The sequence below is a fragment of the Sodalis-like endosymbiont of Proechinophthirus fluctus genome (genome assembly GCF_001602625.1).
In the GTDB taxonomy this organism is placed as follows: Bacteria; Pseudomonadota; Gammaproteobacteria; order Enterobacterales; family Enterobacteriaceae.
Map to the genome: position 1 here is coordinate 29,868 of NZ_LECR01000020.1, position 3,811 is coordinate 33,678.

Annotated in this window: 1 protein-coding gene and 3 pseudogenes; all 4 read left to right on the forward strand. The window is 49.2% G+C overall.

Annotated elements, in window-relative coordinates; genetic code table 11:
• Positions 1-875, forward strand: a pseudogene (locus BG74_RS15980) (NAD-binding protein); the annotation flags it as partial.
• A gap of 331 nt (positions 876-1,206) precedes the next feature.
• A pseudogene (locus BG74_RS12420) lies at positions 1,207-1,513 on the forward strand (FKBP-type peptidyl-prolyl cis-trans isomerase); the annotation flags it as partial.
• A 1,139-nt stretch (positions 1,514-2,652) separates the two neighbouring features.
• Positions 2,653-3,436, forward strand: a pseudogene (locus tag BG74_RS02270) (helix-turn-helix transcriptional regulator).
• Complete coding sequence (gene tusD, locus BG74_RS02275) at positions 3,390-3,782, forward strand: sulfurtransferase complex subunit TusD (RefSeq protein WP_256364189.1); 393 nt, start codon at positions 3,390-3,392, stop codon at positions 3,780-3,782. The pseudogene BG74_RS02270 and the gene tusD overlap by 47 nt, the downstream one beginning before the upstream one ends.
• Positions 3,783-3,811 lie beyond the last annotated feature (29 nt).

A 3,811-nucleotide genomic window follows, 5' to 3' on the forward strand; every position in this document is an offset into this window, starting at 1 on the left:
CGAATTGTATATCCTGACGCGACTGTCGGGGATCAAGCGATTCGTCCTGCCGCAATTTGCCGGCGTACTGATCCGAGGCGGAGAATGAGTGAGAGTGCGCCTGCGTCCTTATTTCGCCCGTCTCGGCGTAGAAAATCCTTACCGGGGATCAATTATCATTATTGCATCATCACATTGTCGATGATTACAATGCCGTTAATGATAAAATTGATCGATTGTATCTTAATCCAGCGCTATAATATGGTAGAAGAGGATGATGAAAAACCTTTCGTTAACGACGATGAAGCCAGAGATGATTATTGTCAGTTTTGACCGTTTCAGACAAGTGATAAGCTGTCTATTGATGGCTAAGAAAACCCGTATTACGGTGCTTAATCGCGGATATCAGCGTGGTTAGCCTGATGCGTAGCTGTAGCTATTAAGTCTATTACGGCGACGCGGCCGAGTTGGGAGCTGCTGCAGGCTGCGGGTGCGGAAAAGTCAGCACCATCGTGGTCGTAGCCAACACGCCCGAAGATAATATATATACACCTTTGCCAGAAGCACTTTCCCCATTTGTAGATTTCTAGTGTGCGGACGTTGAAGCGCATGAGTTACTGCAGGCCAGCGTATCGCAATTTTCACGCGAAACCTTCTCAAGTGCGCTGAAAAGCTGGGGCGCAAGGTGCTGCAATCTTTGGGTATGCATCCGCATCAACCCTACCGGGCGCAGCAATATTTCCGCCGGCTGGATATGCGTATGCTGCGTGAACTGATATCCAACCCCAAGAAGAAGGACGGCACTATTCGTTCGTCGTACGTTATGGAGGCGCGGCGTGCTGGAGGAAATTTTCCAGAGCGAGATACAGCAGGAGTGCAGGTTGCTCGATGGTTAGGGTGAGGATGAACAGCAGGGGAAAGGCTCAATGACGGCAAAGTATAAACGCTTTATCACTAGCACCACCTATACCGTGTGCCACAGTGGCGACACGCTGGCGGGTATGGCGCGAGGATAATAATTGACTGGGAGGTCCTGCGTCAAATGTGACTATAATAGCCCAGCGGCAAGATGGCTAAATAATTAGCGTGAAATGACCGGATAAAAAACATATTATTGGTATTTTTTCATCCTGAGTAGCGTTAATGACCAATTTTTACGGATAAAACCTACATATGTGCGGTTTTTTAGAATCAGCGCTAAATTAGTTTCCAACAGTGGAAGATATCATGAAAGTAGCAAAAGGTCGGGTAGTCAGTCTGGCCTGCCAGTTGAGGACAGAAGACGACGATGTATTGGTCGATGAATTCCCAGTGAGCGCTCCGGCCCCTACGATGAAAATCTGCTAACGCGCGTGTCTAAAGATGTTTTTATGGGCGTCGACGAACTAGAAGTAGGCATACGTTTCCTGGCGGAAACCGATCAGGGCCGGGGTTCCCGGTGGAAATCACCGAAATCGATAGCGATCATGTCGTGGTTAACGGCAACACCCCTATACTAGTTGGCCAGAATCTGAACTTTTATGTGTACGTGATTCGCCGCTCGTGAAGAGCTACCAAGAAAGAACTGGCGCGCAGTCATGATCACGAGCATAAAGGCGGCAGTCGTGCGGCCGCCACTAAGCGAAATCTGCGTAAGGACCCCCGTGTGGGCCCCATTTCACAGGAGCGACCCACCCAGCAATGGGGCAGGGCGTTTCCTCTCTTTTCTTTGCGAAGCGGTAAGCGAGGTGTTCTGCGCGCGTAACTCATCCGACAGCAAGCGTAATTGCTCTTGCAGCTGGCTAATTAATACCGTGCTGGTGGTCCGCCGCCGTCTAATTCAGTTCCTCAATAGTGTTTTCCTGGAAAACGACCCACCCATCCAATAATTCTATACGTTGTTCCAGCTGCGATAGTTCCATTATTTTCCCGTATCGATATCGATCAAGACCAATGAAACCGGCGTCGCACCGTTCCTATTTCACGGTTGCCTCGTGTGAACTATCCGAATATATTCTACCTTCTTACTTTGCACGGATCACCTGCATAAAGGCCATCATGAGGCTGTAATATAGAACCGGGACGCAATTAAAATGCATTATCAAGAAACTTCTTGTTGTAATAAAGTCCCATATAGCGTTAATCAACCGGCGTAGCAATTGTGTTATGTTTATGCTCACAGATATCTTGCTTGCCTGACTTTGCTATTGATCCAAGGACTACTATCCCAGAAAAATGGATATTTATAAAATCATTGAGTAAAGTAATCGCTGCTGGCCTCTACTCTACTATGGCATTTTCCCTTAGTGCAAGCAGCTCTCTAGCCGACGATGTGGCTCTCAGCTCCATCTCCCATCGGCGATGCCGAATGAGTTCCCGGCGCGGATGCACAGAAAAAATAAGGCTAGCGTTGTTGCCAAAAGGCCCCGCCGTCTGTGGAGCCCTGCCATCCGTGAGAGTCACGCAGGCTACCACTTTGGGGATGGATCTTCGGCCGCCTTGCCGGCCAGCGTTTCTTCCGCCTTTGACCGATGGCGGATAGTATCTATAAAGAATAATAAAAAATCTCACCAAACACAAAGACAGCATTTTACCGGATTTGCTAGACTAGCGCCCGGATAATAGAATTACAGCCAAATCTGTTCTTACTATATCGGTCTCGGCAGATTTACAACTATGGGCGGGTATTTCCACATGTCTACGTCTTTTCCACATTCTAATCCCGGCGAGATGGATTTACTGGACGAACATCCTTTCATCGCCGTGGATCATGAATTCTCGCCTCTTATGAAGTCGTTGTAAACTGCCTGGCAGTGCTTATTAACGGACATTGCAAGATTGTATTACACTCCCTGGAGGATTAGAAATGTCTGACTGTGCGTATTGCTAGGGGCGGATATACCGGACGTAAAGTGGGATCGCCGATTTCGGATCTTGCGCTGCGTATGCTGCATGATATGACTGGTGAGGACAGTAGTATTTCCTTTCCCGCGCCTACTTTGACTACACGGAAGAAAAACGGCGTCTTGATGAAATTCGTCACCATTGCTATCATAACCCGCGATTAGCGGGTGATAGAGCTTCTATGCATTAATAATATGGATGTGCTTGCCGTTCTCTCATATTATGCAAACACTTATCTCGCCGAAAACGTAAAACATCACCACCTCGGTGAACTTTGCCTTCTCGGTGTATGATCTGGTGGCTCAGACACTGGAATTCACTAATTGAGGAAGTTAACACCAATCGCAACGTAACGTATCCAATAACGCCAAAAACCGGCAGATCGTGCTTAATCTGTACGAGAAAGGCATCTTTGACATCAAGGGCACCATCAACAGGTCGTCGATAAGCTCAATATCTCCAAGCACATGGTGTATTCTGTATATCCGTTCAGTTCAAAAGCAGCAATTTTGTAGGGGATAGGAGCGGTGAGTCTGGATTACTGCCTGATGGTTACCGGACCGGCCTATGGTAACCAGCGCGCCAGCAGCGCGCTGCAGTTCTCGCAAGCGTTGCTGGCGCTTGGCCACCGTGTCGGCACCGTATTTTTTTATCAAGAGGGCGTTGCCAACGCTAATCGTCTAAACGCGCCTGCCGGCGATGAGGTGGATCTGGTGCGCGCCTGGCACGATCTAGCGCAACAACACAAGTTGGCGCTGCATGTTTGCGTCGCTGCCGCCCTGCGCCGCGGCGTGACCGATGCCCTACAGGCGTCGCTGCTGAACCGCCCCGGCGAGAACCTTCAGTCAGGCTTCGAGCTCAGAGGCCTGGGCACACTGGCGCAGGCGGTACTCAGCTGCGATCGCTTTATCCAGTTTTAAGGCCACCATGCACTATGAACCTGAACCGC